14 protein-coding genes are annotated in these 15,110 nt (G+C 38.2%); 8 read left to right on the top strand and 6 right to left on the bottom strand.

Annotated features, from left to right (window positions below; all coding sequences use genetic code 11):
• Positions 1 to 88: 88 nt before the first annotated feature.
• Positions 89 to 643: an NADPH-dependent FMN reductase gene (locus C9J31_RS02365; RefSeq protein ID WP_107924483.1), complete on the bottom strand. Its 555-nt coding sequence runs from the start codon at positions 641 to 643 to the stop codon at positions 89 to 91.
• A gap of 139 nt (positions 644 to 782) precedes the next feature.
• Complete coding sequence (locus tag C9J31_RS02360) at positions 783 to 1,628, bottom strand: NAD(P)H-binding protein (protein ID WP_107948348.1); 846 nt, start codon at positions 1,626 to 1,628, stop codon at positions 783 to 785.
• 121 nt (positions 1,629 to 1,749) lie between these two features.
• Between C9J31_RS02360 and C9J31_RS02355 the strand changes: the two genes are divergently transcribed.
• From C9J31_RS02355 to C9J31_RS02335, 5 genes are all read left to right on the top strand, one after another.
• Complete coding sequence (locus C9J31_RS02355; RefSeq protein ID WP_107948350.1) at positions 1,750 to 2,796, top strand: PseG/SpsG family protein; 1,047 nt, start codon at positions 1,750 to 1,752, stop codon at positions 2,794 to 2,796.
• A 264-nt stretch (positions 2,797 to 3,060) separates the two neighbouring features.
• Positions 3,061 to 3,246, top strand: coding sequence for an SE1832 family protein (locus C9J31_RS02350; RefSeq protein WP_054768016.1), 186 nt, complete (start codon positions 3,061 to 3,063; stop codon positions 3,244 to 3,246).
• Between the two features lie 27 nt (positions 3,247 to 3,273).
• A complete protein-coding gene (locus tag C9J31_RS02345) occupies positions 3,274 to 4,839 on the top strand; it encodes an ABC-F family ATP-binding cassette domain-containing protein (RefSeq protein WP_107948352.1) in 1,566 nt (521 codons plus the stop codon).
• Between the two features lie 400 nt (positions 4,840 to 5,239).
• A complete protein-coding gene (gene spx, locus C9J31_RS02340) occupies positions 5,240 to 5,644 on the top strand; it encodes a transcriptional regulator Spx (RefSeq protein ID WP_036117523.1) in 405 nt (134 codons plus the stop codon).
• 22 nt (positions 5,645 to 5,666) lie between these two features.
• On the top strand, positions 5,667 to 6,113 hold the full coding sequence (locus C9J31_RS02335) for a MarR family winged helix-turn-helix transcriptional regulator (RefSeq protein WP_107948354.1): 447 nt from the start codon (positions 5,667 to 5,669) through the stop codon (positions 6,111 to 6,113).
• Between the two features lie 411 nt (positions 6,114 to 6,524).
• Here the strand turns inward: C9J31_RS02335 and C9J31_RS02330 are convergent, their stop codons facing one another.
• On the bottom strand, positions 6,525 to 7,073 hold the full coding sequence (locus tag C9J31_RS02330; RefSeq protein WP_107924487.1) for an RNA polymerase sigma factor: 549 nt from the start codon (positions 7,071 to 7,073) through the stop codon (positions 6,525 to 6,527).
• A 600-nt stretch (positions 7,074 to 7,673) separates the two neighbouring features.
• On the opposite strand from C9J31_RS02330, the gene C9J31_RS02325 reads away from it, so the two are divergent.
• The gene (locus C9J31_RS02325; protein ID WP_107948356.1) at positions 7,674 to 9,059 is read left to right on the top strand and encodes a dipeptidase; all 1,386 of its coding nucleotides are present in this window, start codon (positions 7,674 to 7,676) and stop codon (positions 9,057 to 9,059) included.
• Positions 9,060 to 9,158: 99 nt separating this feature from the next.
• Here C9J31_RS02325 and C9J31_RS02320 read toward each other — a convergent pair whose 3' ends face one another.
• Both C9J31_RS02320 and C9J31_RS02315 read right to left on the bottom strand, forming a co-directional pair.
• Positions 9,159 to 9,731 carry a nitroreductase family protein gene (locus tag C9J31_RS02320; protein WP_107948358.1) on the bottom strand — a complete coding sequence of 191 codons (573 nt, stop codon included), beginning with the start codon at positions 9,729 to 9,731 and terminating at the stop codon, positions 9,159 to 9,161.
• 98 nt (positions 9,732 to 9,829) lie between these two features.
• Positions 9,830 to 10,324, bottom strand: a complete 495-nt coding sequence (locus C9J31_RS02315) for an amidase domain-containing protein (RefSeq protein WP_107948360.1) — start codon at positions 10,322 to 10,324, stop codon at positions 9,830 to 9,832.
• Positions 10,325 to 10,737: 413 nt separating this feature from the next.
• Between C9J31_RS02315 and C9J31_RS02310 the strand changes: the two genes are divergently transcribed.
• A complete protein-coding gene (locus tag C9J31_RS02310; RefSeq protein WP_107924491.1) occupies positions 10,738 to 11,760 on the top strand; it encodes a DUF2804 domain-containing protein in 1,023 nt (340 codons plus the stop codon).
• Between the two features lie 47 nt (positions 11,761 to 11,807).
• Here C9J31_RS02310 and C9J31_RS02305 read toward each other — a convergent pair whose 3' ends face one another.
• The gene (locus C9J31_RS02305) at positions 11,808 to 12,530 is read right to left on the bottom strand and encodes a glycerophosphodiester phosphodiesterase (protein WP_107948362.1); all 723 of its coding nucleotides are present in this window, start codon (positions 12,528 to 12,530) and stop codon (positions 11,808 to 11,810) included.
• A 255-nt stretch (positions 12,531 to 12,785) separates the two neighbouring features.
• Here C9J31_RS02305 and helD point away from each other — a divergent pair, with 255 nt between their 5' ends.
• Positions 12,786 to 15,014 carry an RNA polymerase recycling motor HelD gene (helD, locus tag C9J31_RS02300; protein ID WP_107948364.1) on the top strand — a complete coding sequence of 743 codons (2,229 nt, stop codon included), beginning with the start codon at positions 12,786 to 12,788 and terminating at the stop codon, positions 15,012 to 15,014.
• Positions 15,015 to 15,110 lie beyond the last annotated feature (96 nt).

The following is a 15,110-nucleotide window of genomic DNA, read 5'->3' as shown; positions in this document are numbered from 1 at the left end:
TGTACAAGGGATTTATTGTTTTCCGATATGATTAAAGGCTTAGCGACCTTCACTTACATGCAAGGAGTTAAACCACATGTTGTCATTTTTAATGTTGGTCAATGGTTTCTTTCGGTAATGTTTTGCTCATTTCACAATATTGTACAAAGACGCGTGCCATTTCGCGTAAACGATTATGCACATCAACATCAGTAATATTATTATCTGCATCAAAATGTGATGTGTGTGTGTATACATAGTTTGGTGTTACTAGCGCACGGAAGTAATCTAAAATTGGTTTTAATTGATTTTCCACTACTAAATGATGCTGGTATGTGCCACCATTTGCAACAATTGATACAGGTTTATAGCGCATTGTTTTAGGATGTAAGAAATCAAAAGCATTTTTCAATACGCCTGGAATCGAAGCTTGGAAAATCGGTGTTGCAATAATATAAGCATCGGCTTCTTCAAATTTTTGAATCATTTTTTTCATATCATCATTTAACGGTGACCCATCGACGATTTGATGCTTATATTCACTAAAATGCATAATTTCTAACTCAAAATTAGCATCTAATTCTTTAATATATTGTTCAACTTGCTCTAAAATAGCACCAGTTTTACGTCCAAACATTGTGCCATCAACGAGTAAAATTTTCATTGTCATTTTGCCTCCACATTCATCTTCTACAATAATATTGTAACAAATGAATAGAAGCTCGGGAAGAATAGGAACGGTCAAAACCATAAATTCAGTCTTTAGGCGGAATGAAACAAACTCTTAATGGAGAAGAGCGCATTCACTTCTCATCTCTTCGTTTAAAATTCACTTCTTTATCTACAACGCTCTCTGTTACTTTAAATTTATCTCGGTTGATAATGACATCTCGATTGACCTTACTATCTTCATCAATTGTATTTGGCAATTTATTTTTTTCCCAATTAAAATAATTGTCACGTGAGGCTTGCTCATCTTTTAACTTAGGAAAATCTAACGAAACTAATTTCTGCGACGGATAAATCGTTACAGGCTGCTCTTTACTATACAACGCAATAACAATCATCGCCTTGGCAACCTGTGACGCTTCTATTGCACAAGAACGTTTCAGTGGCCCCACTAATAAAGGCTTTGCAAACTTGAGAACTTTCTGTCCCACCTTTTCACCAAAACGGAAATCCTTGCGCGCTCCTATCAATAATGATGGACGAATAATCGATAGACGCTGTAAACCAAGTTCCTTTAACGCATGCTCAAGCTTGCCCTTTACACGATTGTAGTAAAACAATGAATTCGCATTTGCCCCCATTGCTGTTATGACAAGCATATGTGGTATACCTCGCTTTTTGGCCAATGATGCAATAGCTAAAGGATATTCAAAATCAACTTTCTCAAATACTTCGCGAGAACCTGCCTTTTTTATGGTAGTTCCTAAACAACAATAGAGCTCATGAGCAAATTCAATATCATTTTCTTCTAATGTATCAAAGTTACGAATTTTGACCTCTAGCTTTGCATGCTCAAAAGCTGGTTTTTGACGTGCAATAACTGTCACTGAAATATATTCATCATTTTCACATAACTGTGCTACAAGCGAGGTGCCTGTTAATCCTGTTGCCCCTACAACAATTGCTGCACGCATTCCCATTGTGATGTTCCCTCCTTCTTCTAATGAAGTTTATGTATTAATTTAGCTAATCCTAATTTTTACACATACTTGCCCATTTTTCACCATAATTTAAATAGACAGACGAAAGGATGGGATACATTTGCAAAACGAAATTCAAACAATTAAACCGAAAAAAACGATTGTTTTCATTATTGAAAGCTGCATTGATAAAGGGCTCTATCCTTTTGAACGGGTTGCAACACTTGCTAAGCTACTCACACATGAGAAAGTTTTCATATTCGCAAAAACCCCTTCAAACGATGGGATACAAATTTTAATGAATGAAAATCTATCGCCTATATTATTCGAACATTTCGACGAACTATCAAAGCATATGAAAGGGATACAGCCTGATTTAATCGTTCGAGATGGTCGTAATTCTGAAAGCTGGCAAGTACACAATTTAAGACCATTTTGTAAAACAATCATCCATTTTGATGATTTTGGTGAAGGTGGTCAAGCCTGTGACTGCGTTTTACTAGCACTCTATCAAGAAGTTAAAGATTATTTACCATCACATTACATCGGTGGAAGCTTTGTCTTTGCTTTACCGGATACTTTCCAGCATTCAGAAGATTTACCGGACATTAAAATACCTGAAGATCCTCCACATATCGTTGTTGCTTTTGAGGATGGGGACGAGCATAACTTAACTTACCGAACGCTTCGACACTTAACTCAGCTACAAATTCCACTGCAAATTACTGTGATGATTGATGACAGCTACCGACATGCAACCGATGATTTGCAGATGATGGTTCTAAGTCGACGTAATACTGCCATTCTTCGTGATAAAGACGCACTCCTAAAACTATTACCCAAAGCTGATGTTATTATTTGTAACGCCAACTACACACCTTATAAAATTGCTTCCTATGGTGTACCTTGCATCACTTTAGCACAAACAGAGGCCGAATTATTACATGCTTTTCCTCGTGAACATAATGGCTTCATTCATCTTGGTCTTGGGCGTAAAATGAAGCAGTCACAAATTCAAAACGCCGTAATGGAATTTTTGTTACATGAGGCGAGAAGCGAACGTGCTGTGAAAAAGCAACGTCAACTTAACCTTGCAAACAATAATGAGACACTGGAAGCATTATTGCTTGATTTCGCATATGACCGTCATAATATCGCTTCAACTTAGTGATTCTTTTTAGGTGGATATGATACAATGTATTAGAATTTTTACACTTTCGCTTTTGTCAGCGTTTATCCCGTACTAAGGGTTCTAACCTCCCCCACTTCAATTTTGAGAAAACAGGGACGTTTAAAGTAAGGATTCGGCACACCCTTAAGTACCGATTGGTTCAACTAATAAGCGGTGGGGGATACGAAAAACCCTCACCGCTTAAAGTTTAGCTTTAAACGCATTTGTCATACAAATACCGATATAAAGGAGCAATGTATCATGCCATCAAAAAGTGATATTGAATATCAAATTAAAGAATTAAAAATGGATTATATGAATTTACAAGGTGACATTGAAAAGCTCGAATCTACAGGCCACAACGACCAAGTATCACAGGCTGAACAACGCCTTGCCAACATGGAAGCAAAACTAGCTGAACTAAATAAACAATTAGCAGCACTTTAAGTAATCTAGATTTTTGGAGGAACATTTATGGCAATATTAACAGTTGAAAACTTAGGTCATTCATTTGGTGACCGCACACTTTTTAAAGACGTATCCTTTCGTTTAGTAGAAGGCGACCATATTGGACTTGTTGGTGCAAATGGCGTTGGTAAATCTACACTAATGGGTATCATTACAGGCCAAACAATCCACGATACAGGAAAAGTTGAATGGCTACCAGGTACACATTACGGCTATTTAGATCAACATACTATACTAACAGCCGGACGTACAATGCGTGATGTTTTACGTGACGCTTTCCTCCCACTCTATAAAAAGGAAGAAGAGCTAAACGATATTACAGGTAAAATGGCTGAAGCAACACCTGAAGAGTTAGAAGTATTATTGGAGCAAATGGCCGAGGTACAAGATGCATTAGATGCAGGTGACTTTTACACATTAGATATGAAAATCGAAGAAGTAGCACGTGGTTTAGGTCTTGATGCAATTGGCTTAGAACGTGACGTTGCTGCCCTTTCTGGTGGTCAGCGGACAAAGGTTTTGTTAGCTAAGCTTTTGCTTGAAAAACCGAAAGTATTATTACTTGATGAGCCAACCAACTACCTTGACGAAGAACATATTACTTGGCTGAAAAACTATTTAAAGAACTATCCACATGCATTCCTACTCATTTCCCATGATACGGAATTTATGAACGACACAGTGGATGTAATCTTCCAATTGGAATTTTCTAAGTTAACTCGTTATACTGCAACATACGAAAAGTTTATCGAGCTAGCTGAAATAAACAAACGTCAGCATCTTGACGCTTATGAAAAGCAGCAGGAATTCATAAAAAAACAAGAGGATTTTATTGCGAAAAACAAAGCACGTTATTCAACAACTGGTCGTGCAAAATCGCGCGCGAAGCAGCTTGATCGTTTAGAACGAATTGACCGTCCTGAAACAGCAGTAAAGCCTGAATTCGGCTTTAAAGAGGCACGCACGCCAAGCCGTTATGTTGTAGAAGCAGAAAGTTTAGTCATCGGTTACGATAAAGATAAGCCGTTACTTCCTCCTCTTTCATTTATGATTGAACGCGGTGAAAAAATTGCCTTAGTCGGCATGAACGGAGTTGGTAAGTCTACCTTACTGAAAACGATGCTTGGTAAAATCAATCCACTCGGTGGCAAAGTGATCCGTGGCGATTATTTAGCCCCTTCTTACTTTGAACAAGAAGTAAAAGCTGATAAAATTACGCCAATTGATGATGTGTGGAACGCCTTCCCTTCAATGGAACAAGCACAAGTTCGTGCAGCTTTAGCGCGTGCAGGATTGAAAACTGATCATATTACGCGTCCACTCAATTCCCTATCAGGGGGCGAGCAAGCTAAAGTTCGCCTTTGTAAACTGATGATGGAAGAAGCGAACTGGCTATTATTTGACGAACCTACTAACCACTTAGATGTTGATGCGAAAGAAGAACTAAAACGTGCCATGAAAGAATTCAAAGGTACAATCGTGCTAGTTAGCCATGAACCTGAATTCTATGAAGGTTTAGTCACAAAAGTATGGAATGTCCAAGACTGGTTTACTTCAGGACAGCAAAGTTAAGAACATCTCTCACCGACACACTATGAGTGTGTCGGTGTTTTCTTGTAATTAAGGGATCATAGTGTAACGGATCATAAATAGATTGTTAGACGCAATTGACTTCCCGCAGATAATGCCCCCTAGAGATTCAATGCCAAATATCAACCCTTCTTTCGTGTCTCATAAAAAATATCTCTGTAATCTAGCAATCTTACATCATTGTAAGTAAATTTTACGAAACTTTTCCCTATTCCAAGCGTATATTCTAATATAGTTGAAAAAATTTCATTTTCCATTGACTTTTTTTCAATTAACTATTGATTTATATATAGCTTATTAGTAAGATATATGTATAACCTATTTAGCTTACTAATAAGATATTCATAAAATATAATCTAAAAAAGAAAGCGGGGAATGAAGAATGACAGTTACAATTTACTCACAAGCGAGCTGTTCTTCATCCAGAAAAGCATTAAAATGGCTAAAAGATCACAATATCGAATATAAAGAAAAACGTATTACATCACATCCACTTACGCTTGCAGAATTCAAAGAAATTTTAAGCATGACTGAAGACGGAACTGATGAAATTATTGCAACGAATTCAAATGATTTTAAAAATCTAAACATCGATATCGACCAATTATCTATTCAAGAATTGTATGCAATTATTCAGGCTCATCCGCGAATGCTGCGTAGCCCAATTTTAATTGATGAAAAACGTATTCAAGTTGGGTACAATGAAATGGACATCCGTCGTTTTATTCCACGTAAAGTACGTGCTTACGAATTAAATGCGATGACAAGATTGGCACAAGAAAGTTAAAACAGTTTTGGAGATGACCTATATGGATCAAGAGAAACAAAAAGCCATTTCCTCGTTGTTTGAAGTCGTCTCTTCCATTGAGCGTAAATGGGCAAACGAGTGGAATAATCATAATGTACTCGGCTTTTCAAAAACCCATATTTTAATTTTAGACTATTTATCGCAGGAGGGACCTAAGCGCCCTTCTGCTATTGCAGATCGTTTGAAAGTGACAACAGGTGGGGTTACAGTTTTAACGACCAAACTCATCAATGCGGGCTTTATAGAGAAAACACAGCATGCAACAGACCGTCGAGCTTCCCAGTTAGAAATCACCTCTGATGGTGAAGATATTTTAGAAGAATCACGTCAACAAGTTAGCGAAATCATCAACAATATGTTTGGCATGCTGTCAGCTGAAGAGGTACAAACTTTACGAGATATTTTCGCAAAATGTTTGCTCGAAGTTGAAATCAATCGTCATGATTAAAAACTTATTTGCATACCTTGCACCTATTGTTAGACTACTTCTAACTTTTAGAGGTGCTTTTTTTGCAAATTTTAAGGAATGTCCCCCAACTTTCTATATAATATAAGTCCGCTTCGCTTTCGCCGTATAAAACATTTGATGCTGTCGTTCCTTATCAGAGATACTAGGACTTAATTCAACGATATTGGCAGTTCTAGCAGCGATTCCAAGATTTCTACTAATTTTGTTAGAGGTTTCCTGATGATTTCGGGTACTTTATCAGCTATATATGATGTTCTACCTTCAAAAAGTTCAGCAACAAAAAAGATGCATCGCAAATTATGTCATTTTGCAATGCATCTCTTTTTGATTGGTCGAACAAATACTTCCGTCTAAGTAATTATTATTTTAATGTGCGACCAATGCAAACTATTATGCTGGCAGCACAGCCTCCACTATTGATACGTCAGCCATTAGCATTTCTTTTAAACGCGCTTTCGCACGGAATAAGCGTGATTTCACTGTTCCAATCGATACCTTCATTATTGTAGAAATTTCAGCAAGTGAGTATTGATCTATGTAGAAATACCACAATGTTTTTTGATAAATCGAATCTAATTGTCCCATTTTATCCTGCACTAGTTTTGTTACAATGTCTTTTTCAATTTTTTCTTCTGTAGAAATCTCATTATTAGGAACCAAATCTAAGATTGGAACGTCTAATGTTTCAGGTTGATTCATCATGTACTTACTACGTCTTACTTTTTTACGATAGCGATCTCTAAATGTATTCATAGTAATTGTTGTTAGCCAAGCTTTAATATGTTCTACTTCGGCAACGCTGTCCTCATAGCGTACAACTTTTACCCAAACCTCTTGCATTAAATCTTCCGCTTCTACATTATTGCGAGTAAGCTTTAAGCATAGATGATAAATATAACGATTAAATTCCTCATATACGCCTTCTAATTTTTCATTCATTGTGTATTCCTCCGCTTCTTGTTCTTGCTTCTATACACATTCTCGCAAAATAATGTATTACACTCTATCGTATTTGCTTTCAATTTCATTACAATCGTGTAAGCTTAATTGCTTTCACTTGTAATATTCGTAAAAAATGTTTTTCTACTATACTTCCAAAGGTAATGTATAACATAGAAATAAAACCCCCACTGCACCATAAAAGACAACACTACGCCATAAAAGTCTTTCTTTTAAATGGGAGATCAGAAAGTGGCATGTAATCATATTGTTATGCCACCACTAAAAGGTTTAGCAATCAAGGGCTCCTATCTACTTTTAAGTTTGTCTTAAAAGTAAAAACACCACCCTACGGTACTTTTTTAGCTAAATGCTTTCCTTTACAGACTCCCCTCCCAAATTGTACAATTTTTGCCCAATCAAACCGAAAGATGTGATACATAAGCAAGTACCATCATTACTAATAAAATAAACGTCTATTTCAATACCATGGTCGTAGGGTCCATAAAAGTCCCTTAATGTATTGCTATAACAGGATTACCCAGCCACATTATGCTATACTCTTTCTAGTATCGAAATATTGGAAAGAGGGATGAAATGATGACACATTTACAGGAATTAGACGCTTATTTTACTGAACATCGTGAAGCTCATTTGCATGAATTAAATGAATTTTTACGTATTCCAAGCATTAGTTCGTTATCAGCACACAAAGGGGATATTCAAGCTGCAGCTGAATGGCTAGCAAACGCTTGCAAAAAGCTAAACTTAGAAAACATCTCAATTACCCAAACAGCAGGTCATCCTGTTGTTTATGCAGATTGGTTACACGCTGAAGGACAACCAACTATTCTTTTTTACGGTCACTATGATGTACAACCTGTAGATCCATTACACTTATGGGAAAGTGAGCCGTTCAATCCTACAATTCGTGACAACAAATTATTCGCACGTGGTGCAAGTGATGATAAAGGCCAAGTTTTCATGCACTTAAAAATGATTGAAGCATTATTTGCTACAACTGGTACATTACCTGTAAATGTGAAGTTTATTTATGAAGGTGAAGAAGAAATCGGCAGTCCCCATCTCCCTGCCTTTGTAGAAGAACATAAGGAAAAATTAGCTGCAGATTTAATTTTGATTTCAGATACTGGTCTTTATGGACCTGGTAAGCCAGCTGTGTGCTATGGTTTACGCGGTTTAACAGGTGTACAAATTGATGTACGCGGGGCAAAAGGTGATTTACACTCTGGTCTTTACGGTGGTGGCGTGCAAAATGCGATTCATGCATTAGCAGACATTTTAGCATCCTTCCGTGATGAACATGGCACCATTCAGGTAGACGGCTTCTATGACAAAGTATTACCATTATCAGAAGAAGAACGTGAGGCATATCGCGCGCTTGGCTTCGATGAAGAGTCAGTGAAGGAAGAAGTCGGTGTGAAAGAGTTGTTCGGGGAAACTGGCTATTCTTACTTAGAGCAAACATGGGCTCGTCCGACACTAGAAGTTAACGGAGTGTTTGGTGGCTTCTCAGGTGAGGGCATTAAAACTGTATTACCTGCTAAGGCTGGCGCTAAAATCACTTGTCGACTTGTACCAAATCAAGAGCCAGATGAAATAGTTGCACTCTTAAAAGCACATATCGAAAAGCATAAACCAACTGGTGTTGAAGTAACCATTTCTGAATTCGATAAAGGACGCCCTTTCATAACGCCATTCGACCATCCAGTTATTCAAGCGGCAGGACGCTCTTACGAAAAAGTTTATAATGTCCCGACTGCTTACACACGTGGTGGCGGTTCAATACCCATCGTAGCTGCATTCGATGAAATTTTAGAATTACCTGTCGTATTAATGGGCTTCGGCTTATCTAGTGAAAACTTCCATGCTCCGAATGAGCACTTCCATTTAGAAAATTTCGATAAAGGTCTACGTGTTTTAGGTGACTACTTATATGAAGTTGCAAGTTTAAATAATAAGTAATACTACTCGCTGTTTATAACTTTAGAACTCGATTTATCATGTTCTAAGACTAATAGATATTAAAAAGCCCCTCAGTGAGAGGGGCTTTCCTTCTACAAACTATTCACCAAAAATCGTGACAATTTCAGCTGATGTTTTACGTTCTTTAGCCTTTGGAATATCATCAAAATAACCAACTTGTAACATCGCAATAACGCGCTCACCTGGCTGCACCTTTAATGCTTCGCGGAATTTCGGATTATCTAAAAATCCTGGTGTTTTCCAGCAAGAGCCGATACCTTTATCCCACGCAAGTAACTGCATATTTTGAATAAAAGTACTTGCAGCAGCAAAATCTTCTAGACGTTCTTTTTGACGTGCATCCTCCGGTACGATAACAAAAGCATAACCGCCTGGAAGCGTGAACTTCGTCATTTGTTTTGTTAAATCTTCACTTGAGAGCTCCTGCCATTTCGGAATAGTTAAGTCTCGCAATAAATCATGAAGTGCAAATAACTCCTTACCACACGCTACAACTAAACGCCAAGGTTCACGATTTCCATGATTCGGTGCCCATACAGCATCGTCAATAATTGTAAGTAATTGTTCACGGTCCACAGGTTGCCCATTAAATTTTTTAATGGAACGGCGCTCGATAATTGCATCTCTTACAGATAAAAAATGTTCGCTCATTTACTTTATCTCCCTCTAGAACTTTACATCATATTTTAATTCGTATTTTCTATCTCTCACATTATCACAAATTGCGAAGCTTTAAAACAGCTATCTTTCTAAGCAAAACTATCATCAATATGAATGAAAAAATACGTCATACTCGGTGTATATGCAGTTGAATCTTCATAAAAGTAAGGTCGATTAATGCTATCTGAAGTATGGGCATTTACATATGGTATGCCATTCTGAATACTCGTAACGATAACAGAGTGATCAATTCGTCCATTCCCCTGAAAATCATAAAAAATGATGTCCCCAAGCTCTAATTCCTCAGCATTTTGCACCCGTCTTCCCTTTAATCCTGTTTTGGAGCCTTCTAGATACCACCTAAGGGAATGTGCGACAGACCAACTGAAGCTCCAATTCCCCTGCTGAATCCACCAACCCTTATCTCTACTTGGAGCACCTCGCATTGGCGCTCCTCCTGCAAGTAAGCATTGTGATATATAATTCGTACAGTCCACATCAAAGTTTGGAAATGCTGGATTACGTCTATTCCACCACAAATTCGCATACTGTACAGCTGCCTGCCTATTATACATTTTTGCCACGTTCCCCCTCCTTACGTACATCATATGTGTAGTTTAGCTAATCTATTAGTTAGGACCCTATTCATCAATGACGCCCGGACGTCTCTGCATCCAAGTTTACATGTGTTTATGTCTGCACGATGTCAGTCGGTAAAGCTACAACATGTTGCATGCATTTTTATCGATACAGGTCTGTTAGCCGCTGTCGCAGAACGAAGTTAAGCAAACTTCTGAGACGACTCTTTACTAAATTTAGACATCTGCTGGTGGCTTTATCTTTAGTCAGTCTGTATTTGAACCGTTACAGACTGAAGATGAATGGAATGAACGCGGTCATATTCGGTGCTATCTTTTCCAATTTAAAGATAGTTTTTGCTACAATAGGATTGAATGCAATGTAGATAGATAATTTATGATCAGAAGGGATGTTGAATGTGAAGCAGCATGCGGAGAAAGAAATCTTACAACCTACTCTTTTATGCGATAAAAAAGGGAATTTAAATCCAGCTTCCATTGGATTTGCACGAAAACCTCTCATAAATAGCAATTTAAGCGGCCATATGATGCGCAAAAAGAAATGGAATTATTGGTGTGTATACGGTGATGAGATTTTATTCTCCGCTACCATTAGCCATCTAGATTACGCAGCGGTCTGCTTTGTATACTTCCTTGAGTATGAGACACAGCGCTATTTTGAAAAAACAATCACTATTCCATTGGGTGGCAAATTAAAAATGCCCACACAGGTGCTAGAATCGGTATCTTTCAGCAGTAGTGAAATGACCATCGATATGACCTATATTCACAATGAAACTCATTTATCTGTTTCTATTCCTAATTTCGATGGAGATGGCTTACGCGCAAATCTTGTCATTCAACATCCACCAGCAGACGAGTCTTTAAATGTGGTCATTCCATGGAATCGTAAAACTTTCCAATTTACAGGCAAGCATCATACGCTACCTACTTCTGGACATGTGACCATTGGCAATCGCCGCTTTATCTTTATGCCTGAGGAAAGTTTTGCTGTACTCGATTATGGGCGCGGTGTTTGGCCGCGTGAAGCCACATGGAATTGGGGTATGGCGTCTCAACGAGTTCGTGGTCGACGTATTGGACTCAATTTAGGAGGCAAATGGACAGATGGTACAGGAATGACTGAGAATGCAGTGTTCGTTGATGGTAAAATGACAAAAATCCATGAGGATTTACTATTCGATTATGATCGAGAAGATTTTATGCAACGTTGGAAAGTAAAAACTAAGTTTACAAATCAGGTGTCCTTAACCTTTTCACCATTCTTTGAACGTGTTGCAGCAACAAATGCTGGACTCGTCAAATCGGAAGTGCATCAAATGTTTGGTTATTATGATGGCACCATCTTATTGGAAAATGGTGAGACCCTCGTTATTCAGCAAATGCTTGGTTGTATCGAAGAACATCGTGCAAAATGGTAACAAACGTGGCGTCTCAAAGGGAATTTGAAACGCCATGTTTGTGTACTTTATTGTCCCCGTAAGGCTACAAGCATTTTTTCGGGATTATCAGTAAATATTGCGTTTATGCCGAGCTGCTGTAACGCCTTGGCATTATCAATCTCATTGACAGTGTAAACACGCACAATAGCCCCAGTTTCAAGTGCTGAACCAACTGATTTCCTGAAAGCTGTAGGCAAGCTAACATGTATAGCATTGGTCGGAATTAGGGCTGAATAAGATGTAAAATCAATTAAGACTTCAGCAAATAATGCAGCAGTTTCAATGTACGGGGCCATTTGTGACACTATTTGGATTGATTCATGATTAAAGGAAGAAATAATTACACGTTCTGTCATTTGATATGTGGCTATTTCCTTTAGCACTAGCGCCTCAATACCGTCGTAAGGAAAAACATCCGTTTTTAGCTCAATATTAATTCGGTGATGTGTGCCTGCAAATAGCTCTAAGACTTCTCCCAGCCTTGGTATTTTTTCTCCTACAAAGTCATCCGAAAACCAGGAGCCAAAATCAAAAGCACGAAGCTGCTGAAGCGTATAATCTTTTACATAGCCTGTACCATTGGAGGTGCGGTCAATAGCTTCATCATGGATGACGACCACTTCCCTATCTGCAGTTAAATGAACATCTAACTCGATACCCGTAATAGCTAATTTTGAGGCTGCATAAAAAGCAGCACCTGTATTTTCAGGGTAGTGTGAAGATACACCTCTATGCGCAAATATATCCAAACGTATCCCCTCCCTTTCGTATAATTTAACAGTATAACAATAAGCATTTAATAATCTTACCCTTGAAAGGTAAAATTTTGTATAGTAATATGAGAACCTATTTCCATTAAGGACTAGGCGTTATTGTTTTGTATCATATAGCCTATTAGTCGTTAGCTTATTGCAGTGAACTAGCTGGGCTAACATCCAAAATTAACTCCTTCCCTGATATCCAACTGAAAAAATGATATTTGTAAGTACTTAGGAGGTGCAAAAATGACTGCACAACACCCAGATTTTCAAGCTGAACTGGAGCGGCTCGCTTACACCAAAAACTATATGCAACAAATTTTAAGCGAGTCTCAACGAGATTTGCAATCTGCACAGGAAAATATTCGTAAGTCGATGGCAGATCTCGATTATTTAGATTCTAGTTTGAGCTATTTGAATATCTTAGCAAACGCTCGCTTCTTTGAAATGGCCCGCAATCAAAAAGAAGGCTTAGAGGCTGTTCAAAAAAAGCCTTATTTCGCTCGTATCCATTTCCAAAAAACAGGAGATCCTGAAGAATTCTTGTATATTGGCAAAACATCCTTATTTCATCGTGAAACACATGAGCCGATTATTGTTGATTGGCGTTCCCCTGTTGCAAATGTCTATTACGACGGACGACTCGGGGATATGGAATATGATGTCCGCGGAGAAATTCACAAGGGACATTTATTTGCCAAACGACAATATAAAATTGAAGATGGTCAATTGCTAAATATTCGGGATATTGACTTAACTACAAACGATGAATTACTGCAAGAAGCATTAGCTGGCAAAGCTGATGTACGTTTAACTGAAATCGTCTCCACTATCCAAAAAGAGCAAAATGAAATTATTAGGGCTCACCTCCGTCAGCCAATTATCGTACAGGGAGCTGCGGGTAGTGGTAAAACAACGATAGCCCTACACCGTATTTCATACTTTTTATACACAATGGGTGAAAATTTCAATCCCGAGCAGCTCATGATTTTAGCCCCTAATAAATTATTTATCGATTACATTGGTGATGTTTTACCGGAACTAGGTGTCGATAAAATTTCTCAAACAACTTTTGCAGACTATGTCCTTGCGGCAACAAAGCTAAAATTAAAACTACGTAATCCTAATGAACATTTAGAATCACTTGTTTCAGATGGTGCCAACCAAACAACTGCCTGGATTTCTGAAATAAAAGGGTCGCTTTATTACCGCGATGTCATAGAGCGTTATGTGCAAAAAATTGAGCAAGTAATTGCTGAACAATTTGAAGATGTATTTATTGAAAAATACCGTATTATGCGCGCCTCTCACTTAAAGAAGTTATTCTTATACGAGCTGTCCTATATGCCAATAGAAAAGAGACTTGCACATATCAAAAAGGTCATAGCGAGCCATGTTCGCCAGAAAAAACAAGCTGTTTTAAGTATGCTAAACGCTAAATACGATGAAGCACTTGGTAAAGCATTAAACGGCATACGTGACGATGAAAAGCGACGTCGTATCGTAACAAAGTATATCGATGAACGTGATGAACGTATTCCCGCAATTGAAAAAGAGACAAAATCAACAGCATCTGCCTACATGCGACGCTTTTCTAAATATAATGTCAAAACACTCTATCGTACCCTTCTCACAAACGCAGAACTAATCGCAGAGCTAGCACCTGAATGGCATTATTTAGAACAGCAACAGTTTTTACAAGTGCATGCAAAGGAACAATGGGTGTTAGAAGATTTAGCAGCCATTTATTATTTACAAGCACGCATAAAAGGGATTGCGGATGAATGGAAAATGCGCGTCGTTTTCATTGATGAGGTACAGGATTATAGTTTATTCCAGCTCGCTGCTTTAAAAACGGGACTCGAAACAGATATGTTTACAATGGTGGGTGACTTAGCGCAGGGAATTCATAGTTACCGTTCCCTAACTGCTTGGGAGCCTGTACAAAATTTGTTTCCACGAGCCAGCTTCCGAACACTGCAAAAAAGCTACAGAACAACGATTGAAATTATGGAAGTCGCTAATGAAATCTTGGCACAAATGGATGAACAACTCCCGCTAGTTGAACCTGTCGTCCGTCACGGCAATCCGCCAACCTTTATACAGGCAGAATTTTTTAGTGCTCAGCAAATCGCACAGATATTTGATAGCATTCGTGCCAATGGGCATCAGTCTATCGCTTTGATTTGCAAAACAACGGTCGATGCAACCCGCATGCATCAGGCATTAACCGATTACGGCGTTGCTTCACAGTTACTAACAGAGGATGAGACCATTAATCAGCAACTGTTACTCGTAGTACCAAGCCATTTAGCTAAGGGGCTCGAATTTGATGCAGTGATTGTGGCAGCCTTTGATACGCCTTTCTTCGATACTAAAATTGACCGAAAACTTCTCTATGTTGCGTTAACGCGGGCAATGCATGAGCTATACTTAATTGGTCCAACAAAAAAAACGTTTCTTTTAGAAAATTAAAAAGAGTCGCTATTCCTTGCGACTCTTTTTTTATGACGCTGAATGCATGGCAAGATTATTTTTGTCTTGGTGGCAAACGATAAAATTTGCCCTTTG

This window comes from Lysinibacillus parviboronicapiens (genome assembly GCF_003049605.2).
Classification (GTDB): domain Bacteria; phylum Bacillota; class Bacilli; order Bacillales_A; family Planococcaceae; genus Lysinibacillus; species Lysinibacillus parviboronicapiens.
This window is presented reverse-complemented; position numbering and strand designations above follow the sequence as displayed.

Coding starts and splice junctions, on each gene's coding strand:
- C9J31_RS02365 (WP_107924483.1), bottom strand. CDS start 643: ATGAAAATTTTACTCGTTGATGGCACAATGTTTGGACGTAAAACTGGT.
- C9J31_RS02360 (WP_107948348.1), bottom strand. CDS start 1,628: ATGGGAATGCGTGCAGCAATTGTTGTAGGGGCAACAGGATTAACAGGC.
- C9J31_RS02350 (WP_054768016.1), top strand. CDS start 3,061: ATGCCATCAAAAAGTGATATTGAATATCAAATTAAAGAATTAAAAATG.
- C9J31_RS02345 (WP_107948352.1), top strand. CDS start 3,274: ATGGCAATATTAACAGTTGAAAACTTAGGTCATTCATTTGGTGACCGC.
- spx (WP_036117523.1), top strand. CDS start 5,240: ATGACAGTTACAATTTACTCACAAGCGAGCTGTTCTTCATCCAGAAAA.
- C9J31_RS02335 (WP_107948354.1), top strand. CDS start 5,667: ATGGATCAAGAGAAACAAAAAGCCATTTCCTCGTTGTTTGAAGTCGTC.
- C9J31_RS02330 (WP_107924487.1), bottom strand. CDS start 7,073: ATGAATGAAAAATTAGAAGGCGTATATGAGGAATTTAATCGTTATATT.
- C9J31_RS02325 (WP_107948356.1), top strand. CDS start 7,674: ATGACACATTTACAGGAATTAGACGCTTATTTTACTGAACATCGTGAA.
- C9J31_RS02320 (WP_107948358.1), bottom strand. CDS start 9,731: ATGAGCGAACATTTTTTATCTGTAAGAGATGCAATTATCGAGCGCCGT.
- helD (WP_107948364.1), top strand. CDS start 12,786: ATGACTGCACAACACCCAGATTTTCAAGCTGAACTGGAGCGGCTCGCT.